Source organism: Clostridium sp. AM28-20LB, from assembly GCF_003480665.1.
In the GTDB taxonomy this organism is placed as follows: Bacteria; Bacillota; Clostridia; order Lachnospirales; family Lachnospiraceae; genus Otoolea; species Otoolea fessa.
Window position 1 is genome coordinate 1 of the sequence record NZ_QUJN01000007.1, and the last position, 16152, is coordinate 16152.

At 43.1% G+C, this 16152-nt stretch carries 14 protein-coding genes and 1 riboswitch; of the genes, 6 read left to right on the forward strand and 8 right to left on the reverse strand.

All coding sequences use genetic code 11. From position 1 onward, the window contains the following. Window positions 1-165 precede the first annotated feature (165 nt). Both DW739_RS12275 and DW739_RS12280 read right to left on the reverse strand, forming a co-directional pair. Complete coding sequence (locus DW739_RS12275; protein WP_118743133.1) at window positions 166-1137, reverse strand: alpha/beta hydrolase; 972 nt, start codon at window positions 1135-1137, stop codon at window positions 166-168. A 15-nt stretch (window positions 1138-1152) separates the two neighbouring features. Continuing rightward, window positions 1153-1863 (reverse strand): flavodoxin, encoded by a 711-nt coding sequence (locus DW739_RS12280; protein ID WP_118467160.1) that lies wholly within the window; start codon window positions 1861-1863, stop codon window positions 1153-1155. A 119-nt stretch (window positions 1864-1982) separates the two neighbouring features. Here DW739_RS12280 and DW739_RS12285 point away from each other — a divergent pair, with 119 nt between their 5' ends. Then, window positions 1983-2423, forward strand: a complete 441-nt coding sequence (locus DW739_RS12285) for a MerR family transcriptional regulator (protein WP_118523259.1) — start codon at window positions 1983-1985, stop codon at window positions 2421-2423. A 373-nt stretch (window positions 2424-2796) separates the two neighbouring features. Here the strand turns inward: DW739_RS12285 and DW739_RS12295 are convergent, their stop codons facing one another. Beyond that, entirely contained in the window at window positions 2797-4719 is a 1923-nt protein-coding gene (locus DW739_RS12295; RefSeq protein WP_118743134.1) for an ATP-binding protein, read from the reverse strand. 585 nt (window positions 4720-5304) lie between these two features. Here DW739_RS12295 and DW739_RS12300 point away from each other — a divergent pair. The 5 genes from DW739_RS12300 to DW739_RS12320 all read left to right on the forward strand — a co-directional run bounded on the left by DW739_RS12300 (window position 5305) and on the right by DW739_RS12320 (window position 13380). After that, window positions 5305-5637: a helix-turn-helix transcriptional regulator gene (locus DW739_RS12300; RefSeq protein WP_182427992.1), complete on the forward strand. Its 333-nt coding sequence runs from the start codon at window positions 5305-5307 to the stop codon at window positions 5635-5637. 134 nt (window positions 5638-5771) lie between these two features. Beyond that, a riboswitch (cyclic di-GMP riboswitch) is annotated at window positions 5772-5847 on the forward strand. A gap of 94 nt (window positions 5848-5941) precedes the next feature. Next, window positions 5942-7786: an ABC transporter substrate-binding protein gene (locus DW739_RS12305; protein WP_118570313.1), complete on the forward strand. Its 1845-nt coding sequence runs from the start codon at window positions 5942-5944 to the stop codon at window positions 7784-7786. 146 nt (window positions 7787-7932) lie between these two features. Then, entirely contained in the window at window positions 7933-10077 is a 2145-nt protein-coding gene (locus DW739_RS12310) for an ATP-binding protein (RefSeq protein ID WP_118743135.1), read from the forward strand. 69 nt (window positions 10078-10146) lie between these two features. After that, the gene (locus DW739_RS12315) at window positions 10147-12975 is read left to right on the forward strand and encodes a transporter substrate-binding domain-containing protein (protein WP_118570314.1); all 2829 of its coding nucleotides are present in this window, start codon (window positions 10147-10149) and stop codon (window positions 12973-12975) included. Between the two features lie 51 nt (window positions 12976-13026). Further along, window positions 13027-13380: an Hpt domain-containing protein gene (locus tag DW739_RS12320; RefSeq protein WP_107001123.1), complete on the forward strand. Its 354-nt coding sequence runs from the start codon at window positions 13027-13029 to the stop codon at window positions 13378-13380. A gap of 50 nt (window positions 13381-13430) precedes the next feature. Here DW739_RS12320 and DW739_RS14970 read toward each other — a convergent pair whose 3' ends face one another. The 5 genes from DW739_RS14970 to DW739_RS12345 all read right to left on the reverse strand — a co-directional run bounded on the left by DW739_RS14970 (window position 13431) and on the right by DW739_RS12345 (window position 16121). After that, window positions 13431-13715: an ABC transporter ATP-binding protein gene (locus DW739_RS14970; protein ID WP_147352785.1), complete on the reverse strand. Its 285-nt coding sequence runs from the start codon at window positions 13713-13715 to the stop codon at window positions 13431-13433. Window positions 13716-14007: 292 nt separating this feature from the next. Beyond that, entirely contained in the window at window positions 14008-14220 is a 213-nt protein-coding gene (locus tag DW739_RS12330) for a ferredoxin-thioredoxin reductase catalytic domain-containing protein (RefSeq protein WP_347560992.1), read from the reverse strand. Between the two features lie 120 nt (window positions 14221-14340). Further along, window positions 14341-14715: a desulfoferrodoxin family protein gene (locus tag DW739_RS12335; protein ID WP_118743137.1), complete on the reverse strand. Its 375-nt coding sequence runs from the start codon at window positions 14713-14715 to the stop codon at window positions 14341-14343. Window positions 14716-14736: 21 nt separating this feature from the next. Further along, window positions 14737-15255: a ferritin family protein gene (locus tag DW739_RS12340; RefSeq protein ID WP_243023776.1), complete on the reverse strand. Its 519-nt coding sequence runs from the start codon at window positions 15253-15255 to the stop codon at window positions 14737-14739. A gap of 86 nt (window positions 15256-15341) precedes the next feature. Continuing rightward, window positions 15342-16121, reverse strand: coding sequence for a DUF134 domain-containing protein (locus DW739_RS12345; protein ID WP_118555861.1), 780 nt, complete (start codon window positions 16119-16121; stop codon window positions 15342-15344). Between the last annotated feature and the right edge of the window lie 31 nt (window positions 16122-16152).

Sequence of the window (16152 nt, forward strand, 5' to 3'; positions counted from 1 at the left end):
AAAACAAATTATAAAGTCAAAGTGTTTTTTGACCATAGTAGCGGTTTGACTGCGGAGGACAGGTTGAAACGCATTATTCAGGCAGAAGCAGAGAGAGAATCTGCGTAAGTAATATGAAAAATATCCACGCACCCCCTTGACAAAAGCTTTCAGATTTTTCTATCCTTATTTAAGATGCATATTAAAAAAGCTGTTCAGCTTTTCAAAAGGAATGACATCTAAATTGTCATAAAGATCAACATGGCTCGCTCCCGGAATGATAAGCAGTTCTTTATTATCTCCGGCCATTTTTTCATAAGCTCCCTCACTGAAGTAACGGGAATGCGCTTTTTCTCCATGTACCAGTAGAACCGCAGACCGAATTTCAGCGGCATACTGCAAAATTGGCATATTCATAAAGGACAGAGGAGAGGTCACATTCCATCCGTTGTTGGAATTAAGAGAACGAGGATGATAACCACGCTCGGTTTTATAGTAAGCATAATAATCTTTTACAAACTGTGGGGCATTGTCCGGCAAAGGATCGATGACACCGCCTGCAAGGGCATAACTGCCATTTTTATAATCCTCAGTACGCTGGGTATTCATTGCCAGTTTTTTGGCGAAACGAGCCTCGGGTGTGTTTTCATTGTCAAAATAACCGTTGGCATTTACACGGGTCATATCGTACATGGTCATTGCCGCAGTTGCTTTGATACGGGTGTCCTGTGCAGCAGCGTTGATTGCCATACCGCCCCAGCCGCAGATACCGATGATACCAATTCTGTCTGTGTCAACATTCTCCTGTACGGACAAAAAATCCACAGCCGCACAGAAATCTTCCGTATTGATGTCCGGAGAAGCCACATAACGAGGACTACCACCGCTTTCGCCTGTAAAGGACGGGTCAAAAGCAACGGTCAAAAATCCGTACTCTGCCATTTTTTGAGCATATAGACCGGAGGATTGCTCCTTGACCGCACCGAACGGACCGCTGACGGCAATAGCGGGAAGCTTGCCCACCACACTTTTTGGCGTGTACATATCCGCCGCCAGTGTGATGCCGTAGCGGTTATGGAAAGTCACTTTTTTGTGATCCACCTTGTCGCTTTTCGGGAACACCTTGTCCCATTCTTGTGTTAAATTTAATTTTTCCATGATGGTAATATCTCCTTAGTTCTCGTCTAAAATTTCAATTTTATCAAGCCAGTCTGTAACTGCTGTTAATGCTTCATCCTGCGAATTTTGTGCCACAGAACCTCTTATTTCTAATCCATCCAAAACATCTGCACCTGTGCAGATTTCAGCAATGCTGCTGTCGGTGGAAGAAAGACCACTGCCTTCGTGGGTACAGAACGGAATGATTGTCTTTCCCGAAAAATCATAACTCTCAAGAAATGTGTAGACTGCCATCGGCATGTCGCTCCACCAAATCGGGTAACCGAGAAAGATAACATCATAATCTTCCATGCTTTCCACGGTAGCTGACAGTTCGGGACGAGCATCTTCTTCCTGCTCCTGCCTTGCGGTTTCTGTACAAGCTTCGTATTCATCGGGATATGGCACAACGGTGCTGATTTCGAATAGGTCAGCATCGACCTGTTCTGCAATCATATCTGCTATTATGTGAGTGTTTCCTTTTTCAATATGCCCGACACCATAATTTTCACCAGTGCGGGAAAAGTATGCTACTAGAACTTTCATAGTCTCTGTATCTCCATTCTCATCTTGTTGTGTGCTGCTACTTTCTTCTTTTGCGGCATTACTTTCTTCTGAAACGGTATACCCGGTAGTTTCTGTTGTTTCGGCATTTTGACTGCTATTGCAGGCAGATAAGGCAAAACACATGAAAAGTATGAGTAACAACGATATAACTTTTTTCATAATCCATGTTAGCCATTGCAATCTTTCTGTATAACTGCTATACTAATGATAAAACCTAAACCTAACTTTAGGTCAAGAGGTTTGCAAAATAAATTTGTTAACTTTTTGTGGAGGCATACATGTATACGATTGGACAGGTTTCGGAAATGTTTGGACTTCCGATTTCAACTTTGCGCTATTATGACAAGCAGGGGCTTTTTCCGGGAATGGAAAGAATTTCCGGCATCCGTAAATTCAGTGAGAAAGAGATTGAAACATTACGTGTAATTGAGTGCCTGAAACGCTCCGGTCTGGAAATCAAGGATATTAAACAGTTTATGGACTGGTGTGTGGAGGGAGTAGCTACTTATCCTCAACGAAAAGAACTGTTTGAGAAGCAAAAGAAAACAGTGGAAGCTGAAATTGAACATTTAAGTCGTGTGTTGGATATGATTAAATTCAAGCGCTGGTATTATGAACAAGCCATGCAGGATGGCAACGAAGATCGGGTACATAGTATGATACCGGATAAGTTGCCGGAGGATATTCAAAAGATGTACGATCACGCACATAAAGAATAAAGAAATGCTGCATATTTGCCCTTTAGAGACAAATATACGGCATTATTAGTATTCAAATGGAATGAAGTTTTAGTTTGTGGATATAGAAAATGCCCTCCCGGCCATCATGGTCGAGAGGGTTTCGTGCATTTACGGGATTACCCTCCAATATCAATTTTCAGTCCGGACTTAAGCTCCACAGTGAAGTGGTCCTCCCAGACAATGATCCGCTCAAGCCAGCGCTTTACCAGGGCTTCGTCGAAAGCTTCCAGGTGTGCGGGCTGCTGCTTTATGAAATAGCGCACCACCTCTCTGCAAAATGGGTATAGAAAAAGCACCGTCCAAATAACCCTTGAACGATGCTCTGATAGTTAGCGGATTGTTGCTCAATCTTCTATCTCTTTATATTTTGTTTTATTGCAGTGGTCACTGCATCTATATTGAATGGCTTTGAAATGTGTCCGTTCATTCCAGAATCCAAGGATGCCTGTACATCTTCCTTGAAAGCATTTGCAGATTGTGCGATGATTGGAATTTTCGCAGCGTCTGGGCGCTCCTTGCTCATTGCACGAATTGCCCTTGCCGCCTGATGCCCATTCATTTTAGGCATCAGGACATCCATTAGAATCACATCATATGTGTCTGCTGGATTGTTGGCAAAACAAGCAACTGCGTCCTGTCCGTCTACTGCACGAGTTACATGCATACCTGCTTCTTCGAGCAGCGTGATTGCCAATTCCGCATTCAGCTCATTATCTTCTGCGAGAAGAACCTTTACTCCATTAAGGCTGACATTCTGTATCAGATTCAGCTCAGGTATCTGTTTTGGGTCTGCAAGTTCCATAGGAATTTCTACTGTAAAAGACGAACCACACCCTTTCTTGCTGTGAACCGTAATTGTACCGCCCATCAGTTCTACATATTGCTTGGAAATTGCCATTCCAAGCCCCGTTCCGGCATAATGGGTTCGTGCGCCGTTATCCTCCTGTGAAAAGGGTTCAAACAGCCTTTTTTGAAATTCTTCACTCATACCAATGCCATTGTCTTTTACCGCATAACTGCTTACAATATGCCGTTCGTCTATGCCCGGTTTGATACTAATTTCAAAAGTAATCGTTCCGCCATCTTTTGTAAACTTGACCGAATTGCTCAGAAGATTCGTCAATATCTCACGAATTTTTGTTGCATCCGTCAGAACATAAAGTTCTTTGGGGATGTTGCGATGTATCTCAAATGTTAAATCACGATTCAGTAGGAGTCCATCCACGATAGCAATCACATTATCTATTAGGACAGGCAAATTCTCCGGCTCAGGTGAGAAGCTTACCTTTCCGTTCTCGATACGGCTAAGATCCAGTACATTATTCAATAACAACAGCAGATGCTCTGAACTTATTTTTACCTTTTGCAGACTATCGTGAATTTCAGATACATTTGTCTGGTTCAGTGCAATGTCCGTAAATCCGATAATAGCATTCATAGGTGATCGAATATCATGTGACATGTTAAGTAAGAAGGATGATTTTGCTCTGTTTGCGGTCTCTGCTTTTTCCGCAGCCTCGCGCAACAAAATCGTCTGTTCAATTTCATCTTCTCTTTTTCTTTTGTAGCCGATAAAGCAGACAGCACAAAGCAAAAACAGCACACATCCTGCCATAGCTCCAACATAAACGGATGCTCTTCTTGTTCGCTCTACAAGCCCATTCACAGACTGCATATCCATTTCAATGCATAAAGCACCAACTATTTCATCCGAATCGCCCGTTATAGGATAACAGGCTGTGAAAATAGGACCCCATGTCGTATCAACAATGTTCTGCGAATACACCGTTTCTCCTGAAAGAGCCTTGTTAATATACGGAATCATTTCATCCTCAATATAGTCTCCCGGATGTCTGACATCTCCTGCGTTGGGATCCAGACCGTCCACCACATAGATCAGCCTGTTTTCTTCATTTCGGGTGGCGGTGTATAAATATCTGGTTGAATTCAGCGTTCGAATTTCATTTAGAAACGAGGAAACCTCGTGATACATTTCTGTATTTTCATCAGATTGATGGCGGAGCGTGGCAAATTCTTCTCTTCCGATTTTTTTATTTACCAATTTATGAATTGCATCTGCATTTTCCATATCACGTTTGAGTTCCGTTTCAAGGGCGATATCTGTATACGATTTTTGCAGAATATATGTATATGCTGATGCCAACAATGTGATTGAAAGCGTCAAAATTGCAAATAAACCTATGGAAAACTTGGTAAATCTCTGCTTTAACTCTTGGATGTCTTTGACTGACTTCTTGTCTGCTTGTGTTTTCATTCAATTTGACTCCACTTTTTATTTCATAGAAATATGTGGAAGGGGCTGATGTAAATACCGCATCTGCAGAGCGTGCATTTTTCCATCAGCTGATTCGCTTTTCAGATTTATCCTTTAATTGTTTCCTTATCCGTTCGGATGTTCAGATTTGTTGCTGACATACGCACAACCTCCACATGGCTTACAGTATACTCACATACTCGTGTCACGTCAATATAGTGTCATTATATGAGCTGTGAACTTTCTGTGAAAAGGCATCCATGTCAGATTGCGTAGCCATCTGCGAATAGCCTTTATATTCATCAGAAGGGTGATCCCTCTGGGATGGGGATTTATCCGTGGATATGCGGCTTTGCGGTATGAGAAGGTTTATTTTTTTGTTTGGGGTTTCAAACTTTTATGTGACAAACATAACTGTCTGTGTTATTATAAAAATGATATAAGCGAAAATGACTTTTGCGGAAACGAAAGTATCTTTATATTTTTTTATCCGTATACTTCCCATGATGGGGATAAATACTTGCAAAGTTGATTACTAATATTTTTTCATTATTACAGGTACAATAAGAACATGTAATAGCGGAAATGAGGTATAGTTACTTGCAGGTAGAGAAGTATATTGCGGATAAAATAACATCTTTATGTGAAAAGCGTGATATCAGTAAATACAGATTATCGCAGCTGTCGGGAATTTCCCAGTCGTCACTGGGAAGGATCATGGCGCAGGAAAACCTGCCGTCGCTGATCACACTTGAAAAAATATGTGCAGCTTTGGGCGTGACATTATCGCAGTTTTTTCAGGAAGGTAATTCAGAGAATCTGACAGAAAAACAGAAAGAAGTTCTAGGGATATGGAACAATCTGAATGCAAATGAGCAGGAAACAGTAATGTCAATGCTTCGTGGACTTCGGAAGTAGAAGAACAGTTCGAGTATATATATCGGCTGTTCTTTTTTTGTTTTCAGGTGTTAAAACGGTAATGTTTTTCTTGTGTACAGTAGAGCGCTATAGTATAATAAAACCAGTTTTTTGCATAAGTTTAAAAGCTATAATAAGGAAATCGGCAAACCAGATGAAAGTCTGGGACGCAAAGCTACAGGGCCTGTAAAATGGCAGCCAGTTGCATAAAATGAGGTGCACTGTCTGTCTGACAGTGCTTTTTTGTGGTGTTATTTCATAGGCGTAACTATAATGACTTTATCAGGAAAGAAAGAGGTAAAGTATGAAAAAGGCAAAACATTGTCTGATAGCAGTGGTGTCAGGTGTACTTGTAGCAACTGCTGTCTTGTCTGGATGTGGACAGTCAAAGAAAGAAGTATCTAAAAATGATGATCATCTTACCGTTTATCTGTGGGAAAATCGTTTGATGAAAAATATTGCACCCTATATCCATGAACAGTTTCCTGATCAGGATATTGAATTTATTATTGGGAACAATGATACCGATTTATACAGTTATTTTAAAGAACATGATGAATTACCGGATATCATAACAGTACGTCGATTTTCCGGAACAGATGCACAGGACTTACAGCCTTATCTTATGGATTTTGCTTCTTATGATGTTGTTTCTAAGTATTATTCCTATGCGGTGCAATATTATAAGAATGCGGAGGATGAAATCCAGTGGCTGCCAATCTGTGGTATTCCTCAGACGATCATTGCCAACAAAACACTGTTTGATCAGTATGGCGTAAAGATTCCAGAAAATTATGAGGAATATGTACAGGCCTGTCAGCAGTTTTATGATAAGGGCATAAAACCGTATTCCATGGATCTTGGGGAAGACTGGTCTAATAATGAAATCATCCAGGCGGCGGCAATCGGTGAGTTTACAAGCCTGGATGGTATTGAATGGCGAAACGGTGCAGAGACTGCAGCGGATGAAGTGAAGTTTGATGATATATTATGGAAACGTATTTTTTCAGAAACCAGTCAGTTTCTTAAGGACTCGCATTTTGGCAAAGAAGATATCAATATTGACATCAATACAGGAACCCAGATGTTTGTCGAGGGAAAATCAGCAATGTTTCATGGACATCCGACGGTTATGCAGCAGCTGCAGAAACAGATGGATGCGGAGCTGCTCCGTATTCCTTACTTTTCACAGACATCGGATGAATCCTATGTGTACATGACTCCGTCATTAAACATTGCATTTAACAAAAACCTGGAAAAAGACCGGGAGAAACTGGATACTGCACTGGATGTGCTGGATTGTATGATTTCAGAAGAGGGGCAAAAGCTGATTGCGGATGGAAGCGGTGTTATTTCATTGAATACAGACGTTCCAACCATGATGCAGGATGTACCTGGACTGGAAGAGGAAATTAAAAATAATGCTGTTTATATCCGATATTCCGCTCAAAAATCATTTGATGCAAGTCTTGAGGCTGTTCACGGATTACTGTCAGGGGAAATGGATGAAACGCAGGCTTATGATACTTTGCGCAGTGTAATGAATCGTAAAGCTCCAGAAGAAAAAGCAACGGTGAATTTTGAAAATGAATATTCCATTTCACTGAACGATAGAAATGGCCGTGATGCAGCATCTTCCATTTTAACTACGATCAGAGAAGAAAATGATGCACAGCTGGCTCTGGCACCATATTATTATTTCACTTCTTCTATATATAAAGGAGAATGCACCAATAGCCGGGTTGGCATGATGACAGCAAAGAGTTCAGATACAGCATTATATTTTACAAAAATTAGTGGTAAACAGGTTTGTGAACTCGTGGAAAATTATTTCACCGATGCGGATGAGAATTTTTATGTAACCAATAAATACGAATTACCAATTGCATCCGGTATGAAAATGATCGTCAATCAAGAGGAAAGTGGATTTTCATTAAAGGACTTGACAGTTAATGATAAGAAAATAGACAAAGAAAAGGAATACTCGATTCTTCTTACAGACACCACAATGTCTGTTTTGAAAAAAATAAATCCGAAATGTGAGATTGAGCAGCTTAAAGATACAACATTATCAAGTGCATGGATCGAAGCAATGTCAAAAGGACAGCAGCCGTCAGCACCGGAAGATTATATAGAGGTTGAACAGTAAAAGTGGAGATAGAACAAACGGTAAATAAAAGAAAAAAAATAACAAGGCTGTTGCTTATACTACTTATTATTCTTTTAAGCGTAGTTTGTATAAAGTATCTTATAAGTAAGTCTAGCAAGTATATCAGTGAAAATGGAAAAAGCAGTATGGGAGCTGTTGTTGAACAGATGCAGCAGACCTATGATCTTCAAGTGAGTGGGTACTACAGCCAGCTGCAGTTGGTTGAGGAATTTTTACTTCATGAGAGGGAGCTGTCTCTTGAAACGGATGTGAACAAAAGTTTCTTTGAAGCATGGGAAAAAGAATTGAAAAGTACACTTATATTCCTTCAGGAAAATGGTCAGGCAATATCAGCAGGTGGAACAAAAATGCGGATTGATATGCCAAGTAAACTTCTGCTGGATTTAAAGAACGGATACAATATTGGAAAACTGGTGCGTCTTGATTATGCTCAGAAGAAAAAAGACGGTTATCTGGTTGCGATTCCATGTCAGGAATATACCATCAATGGGGAAACTTATACGGCAATTGGAGCTGTGTTTGATCATTCGAAACTGGATTCCATGTTAAAACTGAAAGGTTATGACGGGAAAGCATATTTGTTCATGCTGGATAATGACGGAAATATTACATATACGAACCAGAGTGGTGATAAATACCTGCGTAATTATTCTCTGTTAAAACATTTAAAAGGAGAACAGGCTATTACAGAAGAAGAGGCTGATTTGTTCAAAAAGAAGTTTGATAACAGAGAATCCGGAGTTGCACTTTTGGGAAAACAGAACCCCTATTATCTGGGGTATTGCCCGATAGAAAGCAACAACACCATTTTGGTATGTATTGTGGAAAGGGGAGTTGTTGACAATGTGCTGAGGGATTACCAGAAAACGGTGTTGTTTACAACAATACTCATGGCAGGTTATATATTTTTACTTTTTGCCGGATTATTCTACAGTATTTCCAGACTTAGTCTTGCAGATCAAAAAGCAGAATATGAAAAAAGAAATAATGAACTTCATTTACAAACAATGAAGGAAATGGAAGTAGTCAATCAAAAACTGAAAAAGGCAAAGAACGTTGCAACAGAGGCTTTGCAGACAGCTGAAAATGCAAATAAGGCGAAAACGGATTTCCTGTCTAATATGTCACATGATATTCGTACACCTATGAATGCAATCATTGGTATCACATCTTTGATCAGACATGATGCAGGTAATAAAGCAAAAGTTATAGAGTATGCAGAAAAAATAGACATTTCATCACAGCACCTGTTAGGAATTATCAATGATGTTCTGGATATGAGCAAGATTGAGGCAGGAAAAACAGTCTTCAAGTATTCTGACTTTTCTATTCTGGATCTTGTACAGGAACTTGACACTATATTTCATACTCAAATATATGAAAAGCAGCAGACCCTTACAATCATAAAAGAAAATATTCAGCATGAGTGGGTGAATGCGGATCAGGTTCACCTGATGCAGATTTTCAGCAACCTGCTTTCCAATGCAGTGAAGTATACCCAGGAAGGTGGGGAAATTCAGTTCTTTGTAGAAGAATGTGAGACAAAGTCATCTGTCTATGCAAAGTACCGTTTCTTAGTTAGCGATAATGGTATGGGAATGTCGGCAGATTTCAAGGATACAATTTTTGATGCGTTTACCCGTGCGGAAAGTTCCCTTACAAATAAAATACAGGGAACCGGACTTGGAATGGCGATTACTAAGAATCTGGTTGAGGCAATGGGAGGTACCATTGATGTGGAGAGTGAATTGGGACAGGGAAGCTGTTTTGAGGTTCTCTTGGATCTGAAAATTGCAGAGGATAGAACGGTTGCTCTGGCGGCACAAGAAGAAACAGATGAGCAGGATGGAAATATTCTGCAGGGAATGAAATTCCTGTGTGCAGAGGATAATGAGTTGAACGCGGAGATCCTGATAGAACTGTTAAAAATTGAAGGTGCGGAATGTACCATTTGTGAAAATGGCGAAGAGATTTTGGAAGCATTTGAACAGTCTGCTCCAGGTGATTATGACATGATTCTGATGGATGTGCAGATGCCTGTTATGAATGGTTATGATGCAACGAAGGCAATCCGCAGAAGCTCCCATGAAGCGGCAAAGAAGATTCCAATCATTGCAATGTCTGCCAATGCATTCTCGGAGGACATTCAGAATTCTTTGGCAGCCGGTATGAATGCACATATTTCAAAACCGGTTGAGATGAAGGTGCTGGAAAAGACGATCAGAAGCATAAAATCTGGTGGGGGGGGGTACCGAACCGCAGGTCACTGAACAGTGACAAATGGATTTGATGCGACAGTGCAATTTTATTAAACCAGGAGGTTGACCAGGAGATTTAATATGATTTCGAGAGCTAAGAAATATGTGGCAGTGTTACTGACTTTTGTATGCGTGTGTATGATATTTTCTCCCCAGACTGCATATGCAGCCGAGGACAGTTCGCAGCATGAAACTGTCAAAGTCGGTTTCTTTGCCATGGATGGTTATCATGTGATGGATGAAGAAGGCAACCGCAGTGGGTATGGCTATGATTTTCTTCGGCTGATGGCCCGTTATTGGGATGTAGATTACGAATATGTCGGATATGATAAGAGCTGGGATGATATGCAGCAGATGCTTGAAGATGGCGAGATCGACATGGTAACATCTGCCCGCAAAACACCGGACAGAGAAGAAAAGTTTGATTTTTCACGTCCCATCGGAACCAATTATGGGATGCTGACCGTCCTCAGTGACAACAGCACGATTGTGGACGGCAATTACAGCACTTACAACGGTATGCGTGTGGCGCTTTTGAACGGAAACACCCGGAATGAAGAGTTTGCGGATTTTGCAGACAACAAAGGATTTACATATGTTCCATCTTATTTTGATACGACCGCAGAAATGAAGGAAGCCCTTCAGAGCGAAAAAGTTGATGCGATTGTTACCAGTTCTCTGAGAAAAACAAACAATGAGCGAATCGTGGATAAATTTGGCAGCAGCGATTTCTATGTCATTGTTAAAAAAGGTAATACAGAATTGCTGAATGAGATCAATTATGCAATCGACCAGATGAATGCAGTTGAGGGTGACTGGAAAACGACACTTTATAATAAAAATTATGAAAGCATCGAAACTAAGAATCTGGAATATACGGAGAAAGAAAAAAGTATTATTTCACAGTATACCAAGGACAACCCGCTTCATGTTCTGTGTGATCCGACCCGTTATCCATATTCTTATAATGAAAATGGTGAGATGAAGGGTATTATCCCGGATTACTTCCGGAAAATTGCAGACTATGCCGGGATTTCCTATGAGTTTCTTACACCTGCCACCAGAGATGAGTATATTGCTTATCAGAAAAATACGGAAACCACAGATATGAGCATCGATGCACGCCTGGAAACAGATAACTATGCTGAAACGAAAAAATGGGGGATTACTGCACCTTTCATTACGATGCAGCTGGCAAGGGTGACACGGCGTGACTTTGATGGAAAAATTAATGTTGTTGCTACTGTTGACCAGACAGCATCAAAGTCAATTGAAGATGCAATGGCACCCGGTGCAGAAAAGCTGATGTGCAGTACCCGACAGGAAATGATGGAAGCTGTCCGTAAGGGTAAAGCAGATGCTACCTTCGTCTACTATTACATGGCACAGGCGTTTGTGAACAGTGACACTACGGGCACCATGACATATACTCTGCTGGAGCAGCCTACATTCACCTACCGCATGGTAATTTCATCAACTGAGAACCATGCGCTGGCTGGTATTCTGACGAAAGCAATGTATGCCATGCCACAATATCTTATTGAAGATCTTGCAGCACAGTATACTACACACAAAGCAACAGAGCTGACATTTGTTGACTGGATCCGTCTGCATCCTGCTGTTACTGTTTGGGTTCTTCTTATTTTTGGATGGCTGCTGACTGCTATGGCTGTGATAATGGTGCGTCTCAGTGCAAGAAAAAAAGCGCAGAAGGCGGCCCAGGAGAAAGCTGAGGAAATGGCGGAATTGGCAGAGCATGCACAGGCTGCAACCAAGGCAAAAACAGCATTTCTGTCACATATGTCCCATGATATGAGGACACCGATGAATGCAATCATAGGATTTACTGGTATTGCAATGAAAAACAATCCGTCAGACGAGGTGAAAAATTGTCTGGAAAAGATTGACGAAAGCTCAGAGCATTTACTGTCGCTGCTCAATGATGTATTAGATCTGACCCGCATCGAAAGTGGAAAAGTGAAATACAATCCGGTACCGGCGGATGTGAAAAGCATTACAGATTCTGCATTGGATATTACAAAAGGCTTTCTTACGAACAGGGATATCAACTTTAAGATTCAGCGTGAAGAAGCAAAGATTCCAAATGTACTTGCGGATCCTGCACGCCTGCGTGATGTGCTGGTCAATATTCTGAGCAATGCCGTAAAATACACTCCGGATGGAGGGACGATTACATTTGAAGCCCGGTGTCTGGAAAAGGGCGGGGATGGATATATAAATATGCGTTACCGCATTTCGGATACTGGTATTGGCATGAGTGAGGAATTTACAAAAGAAGTTTTTGAGGAATTTGCACAGGAAGATTCCGATGTGAGAACGCAGTACCATGGAGTTGGACTGGGGATGGCTATCGTAAAGAAGTATGTAGATATGATGGGTGGAACCATTTCCGTGCAGAGTAAAAAGCATGAGGGAACCACATTTACTGTGGATATTCCTTTGGAAATTACAGATAAGGAATGTAATAAGTCAGACACAGGTATTTCTGAAAAGGTGAATCTTACAGGTGTGAATGTCCTTCTTGCAGAGGATAATGAACTGAATGCAGAGATTGCTGCCGTGCAGTTGGAAGAGTTCGGGATGAATGTAGAAAGAGTTGTGGATGGAAAGAATGCTGTTGAGATTTTCAGAAATCATCCGGAAGGCACATTTGATGTAATCCTGATGGATATCATGATGCCTGAAATGAATGGTTATGAAGCAGCAAAAGCAATCAGGGCAATGAATGACAGACCGGATGGAAAAAACATTCCTATTATAGCAATGACAGCTAATTCATTTGCAGAAGATGTTCAGGCATCACTGGATGCAGGAATGAACGCACATTTGTCAAAGCCGATTGTGATTGATGAAGTTATAAAAACGATTTTAAGGTATGTATATAATTGATTAGCAGAGGTTCATGAATTAGTGGAATACAATTGACAGGAGGACTAAAATATGACAATGCAAGAGTGTTACGAAGCTATTGGAGGAAACTATGAAGCTGTCTTGGGACGCCTTCACAGCGAAGCACTGATTCGGAGATTTGCATTAAAGTTCCTTGAAGATCAGAGTTATATACAGTTAAAACAGGCATTGGAAAATAAAAATTATGAAGATGCTTTTCGCGGTGCACACACACTGAAAGGGGTGTGTCAGAATCTTTCTTTTGACCGTCTGTATGAGGTTAGTCATGAGTTGACAGAACTTTTGAGAGATAGAACCGGAGAGCAGCCGGGGATACCGGAAGCAATGGAAAAAGTAACAGAAGTATATGAGATGACAATTGAAGAAATAAAGAAGGGGCTGTAGTATTAAGTGATGCGACATGACTTTCTGCCTTGAATCAAGTGCTTGGAACATCATAAAAATGAGTGGATAAAGGAAACAAAATGTCGATTCACCAATAATTGGCCAAAGCGAACGTGGGAAAACTCCACCGCTCCCAGCGCATGGCCGATTCGCTTCGGTGCTTCCGGCTCTGCTTCCATCTCCGGCTCATCCAGCAGCTCATATACCCGCTCCATGGAGGCCAGCGCCGATTGCAGAGAGTTTGTCATATAGGAAAGCTCTGTGATCGGTTCGCTGGACATGTTCATGTACTGGAAAAAGGCCTGGAACGTGCCGGGGGTCAGGCTGCCTTTCATAAGCATCCCACCGCCGAGGATCGCAATCCATGTGTCTGCCCTCCACGGCAATGTTGATCTTGTCGGCGGTGATGGTAGGGATCAGCAAAGCGCCTGCCGCATTCGCCAGCGTGACAAGTAGGATGAATACACACTTGCCGCAGCCTACGCATCGTTCCGCCTCCACGGCGGCGTAGCAGCCGCGGCGCACCCTGACAGCCCCCAGTGGACAGGTATTTTCACACACACCGCAGGCGACGCACCGCGTCTTATCTACGGCAGTCAGTTTCTTTGACAGCATAGCGTTCCTCCCTTAATCCTGCAAGGATTTGTAATAGAGCATACAGTGGCAAAATCCCTCGAAGCCGGGATCTGCAATTTGATCCTTAAACTCCTGGCACATACACTTGGTTGCCTCTGTGCGCTCCCTGCGGCAGGGACAGTATCCGTCGGTGCGCTTGAGTCCTTCTTTGATGGTATTGACAATCTCCGGATCGGGATTGAACTTGATTTTCATGTTCACCACCTCTTTCTTGTTTCATGATTGTGGCTTTATCATACCGCAGGGCAAAGCATTTTTCTGTGACGAAGTCACATTGATAAAAAAATCCGGTGCTCAAAAAGCACCGGGTTTTTGAAAGATGAATCACGCTTTCCACAGACTATGGAGGTTACAATAGGCGTAGACCGCTTCGACTTCATCGCCCTCGCAGAGAGCGAAGCAGACCTCCGGCTTTTCGCCGGGATGCAGTTCCTTGCGCTGATTGCCTTGCTTGGTCTGGAGAGATACCCATTCGATGTAGTGCTCCGGCAGCATAGGATGCTCCAAGGAGCCGACCTTGACATGGACGATGCCGTTTTCTACCGTCCAGACGGGAACATGCTTCTCCACGGCGGCGTCGGTGGTGCCGGGAACGATCTCGCTCATCGGCTCGCCGCAGCAGATGACAGGGACACCTGCGTCCTTAACTTTGGCAATGATGTTGCCGCAATGCTTGCAAATGTAAAACTTCTGCTCCATGATGATTCTCCTTTTCTTTCTTTAATAATTCTCCGCGTGAATTTCAAAGTAGCTCTGGGGATGATTGCAGGCAGGGCAGATCTCGGGCGCCTTCTCACCGATCACGATATGACCGCAGTTGCGGCACTCCCACACCTTGACTTCGCTCCTAGCAAAGACCTCTGCCATCTCCAGATTGTGCAGCAGGGCGCGGTAGCGCTCCTCGTGGTGCTTTTCAATGGCGGCGACCAGACGGAACCGCTGCGCCAGTTCATGAAAGCCTTCTTCATCGGCGGTTTTGGAAAAGCCGTCGTACATATCCGTCCACTCGTAGTTCTCGCCCTCAGCGGCAGAGAGAAGATTTTCAGAGGTATCGCCAATGCCGTTCAGTTCTTTGAACCACAGCTTGGCGTGTTCCTTTTCGTTGTCAGCGGTTTTAAGGAACAACGCCGCGATCTGCTCATGGGTCATGCGTATCGTGTCGGAGCCGGTACGCTCCGCTTCGGCAAGGAGAAACTCTGCCAGCCGCCGATCCAATCCCTTGAACATGATCTGCTGCATCGCCCACATCACATCAGAAAAGCGTGTCCATTTCGTGTTCGGTCAAGGATGACCAGAACGGAAGCTGTGTCAGTGTTCGTTCCATATCAATGGCAGCTATGCTTGCCGCAGCCGTGGTTACCGCAGGTGTGACCTTTCTCGCCGTGCTCATGGTCATGGTGATCACAATGAACATTGGGGTCATAGCCCAGATTTCCGCTGAGCAATGCGCTCACCGCTGCATCAGCGTCCCCGCTGACACCGCCGTAGAGCTTGATCCCCGCTTCGGCGAGTGCTGCCTGAGCACCGCCGCCGATGCCTCCGCAAATCAAAGCGTCCACGCCGTTCTGCATCAGGAAGCCTGCCAGTGCGCCGTGACCGCTGCCGTTGGTATCAACAACTTCCACATGAGTGATTTTGCCGTCCACAGCTTCATAAAGCTTGAACTGTTCGGTGTGGCCGAAATGCTGAAAAATTTGACCCTTTTCATAGGTAACTGCAATTTTCATAATGGAATCTCCTTTGCATTTTTTGTTGGATTTTTCTGTGTTGGCTCTCTGCATCCGGCACCAACGGCCGCAGTGGGCTGCCTCCTGTCCTCCGCAGATGCGGTAGTTTCCCCCGGTGATGTGCAGTGGTTTCCCGTGGACAAGACACGCTGCGATCTTGCGCCGTGCGACTTCGTAAATCTCCTGCACGGTAGAGCGTGAAATGTCCATTTGCGCGGCACACTGTTCGTGGGTTTGCTGCTCCAAGTCAACCAGACGAATGACCTCGTATTCGTCTAGCGTCAGCAGGATCGGCTTGGTATTCTCGCACCCATTGGGGCAGAAGGTATCAACTTGTGGTGCGCCACAAATCCGACGGCACCGTGGCGGTCTTGGCATGGACGCGTTCCTCCTTTTATTTTCGGTATAT